This window comes from Streptomyces sp. NPDC013455, from assembly GCF_040632975.1.
In the GTDB taxonomy this organism is placed as follows: Bacteria; Actinomycetota; Actinomycetes; order Streptomycetales; family Streptomycetaceae; genus Streptomyces.
Window position 1 is genome coordinate 1 of the sequence record NZ_JBEYCX010000080.1, and the last position, 1,412, is coordinate 1,412.

The 1,412-nt window shown below is 74.4% G+C and carries 1 protein-coding gene; it reads right to left on the minus strand.

The features are described 5' to 3' along the window. On the minus strand, positions 1 to 1,412 hold a 1,412-nt coding region (locus ABZ576_RS34385), incomplete at both ends, for a condensation domain-containing protein (RefSeq protein WP_360750065.1).

Genomic DNA, 1,412 nt, shown 5'->3' on the forward strand with positions numbered 1-1,412 from the left:
CCCTCGAAGACAACCGCCACCGCATCCGGCGACCGCCCCACCTGCGCCTCGAACAACTCACCCAACGTCGCCGGCACCACATCAGCCCCGGTGTCGTTCCAGTCGACGAGCACCCGACGCCGCTCCTCGTCCCCGAGCACCCGGATGGCGCTCAGCGGGAGATCGGGCCCGCCGTCGAGGGCGGACTCCAGGGCGGAGACGAGGTGCTCGACGGCCGTGCGGGCCAGGGCGGCCACGGCGGCGGGGTCGATCGGGGCGATCGCGTCCACGGACAGGCCGATCGTGTCCCCGTTGTCGTCCACGAGGAGCGCGAGCGGGTAGGTGGACAGCTCGCGCGCGTACAGCAGGCGCGCGCCCTCCATTGCCGCATCCCAGCTCGTCTCGGCGTCCTGGCCGACGTTGTGCCGGTAGTTGAGGAACGACGTGAACAGCGGGGTGTCGCCGGTGACTCCGCTGGCGCGCTGGGCCACGGCGAGCGGTGCGTGCTCGTGCTCCAGGAGCCGGGCGAGCTGGCCGCGCATGGCGGTCACGGCGGCGAGCGAGCCGAGTGCGCCGGTCCTGGCGCGCACCGGAAGCATGTTCATGAACGGGCCGGGCACACGGTCGGCGCCCGTGCCCGCGTTCATGCGGCCGAGCAGGACGGTGCCGAAGACCACGTCGTCGCGGCCGCTGACGGCGGCGAGGACCCGGCCCCAGGCGACGTGCAGGACGGTCGCGGTGCTGACTCCCGCGCGGCGGGCGGCCGTGCGGAGCCGCGCGGTCAGCTGCGGTGCCAGGAGCAGCCGTTCGAGGACGGCGTCCGAGCCGTCGCCGCGCACGTCCGTCAGCCCGTAGGGGGCGGTGGGCTCGGTGACGTCGCCGAGCAGTTCCGCGAAGTAGCGCTCGTGTCCGGCCCGGTCGGCTCCGCCGCGCGCCTGGGCGACGAAGTCGCGGAACGGCAGCGGTGCGGGCAGTTCGGCGCCCCGGCCCGCGAGGAAGGCCCGCACCTCGTCGAGGACCACCTGGAGCGCGGTGTGGTCGCGGACCGTGTGGTGCATCCGGACGAGGACCAGCCAGCGGTCGCCGCCGGGGTCGGCGGCGACATACAGGTCGAGCAGTGGGGCCCGGCCCAGGTCCATGCGCGCGCCCCCGGCGGCGGCGAGGTCGGCGATCGGGTCGGTGCCGTGCGGGTCGAGGGCGACCTCGGTGACGGGCAGGGTGGCACGGCGCCACACGGCCTGGACCGGTTCACGCAGGCCCTCCCACACCAGGGACGTACGGAAGATGTCGTGCCGGTCCACCACCCGCTGCAGCGCGTCCGCGAAGGCGTCGACGCCTTCCCGCTCGTCGAATTCCAGGACGGCGCGCATGACGTAGGCGTCCTCGCCGCCCTCGGCGAGGAGGTGGTGGAAGAGCAGGCCCTCCTGGAGCGG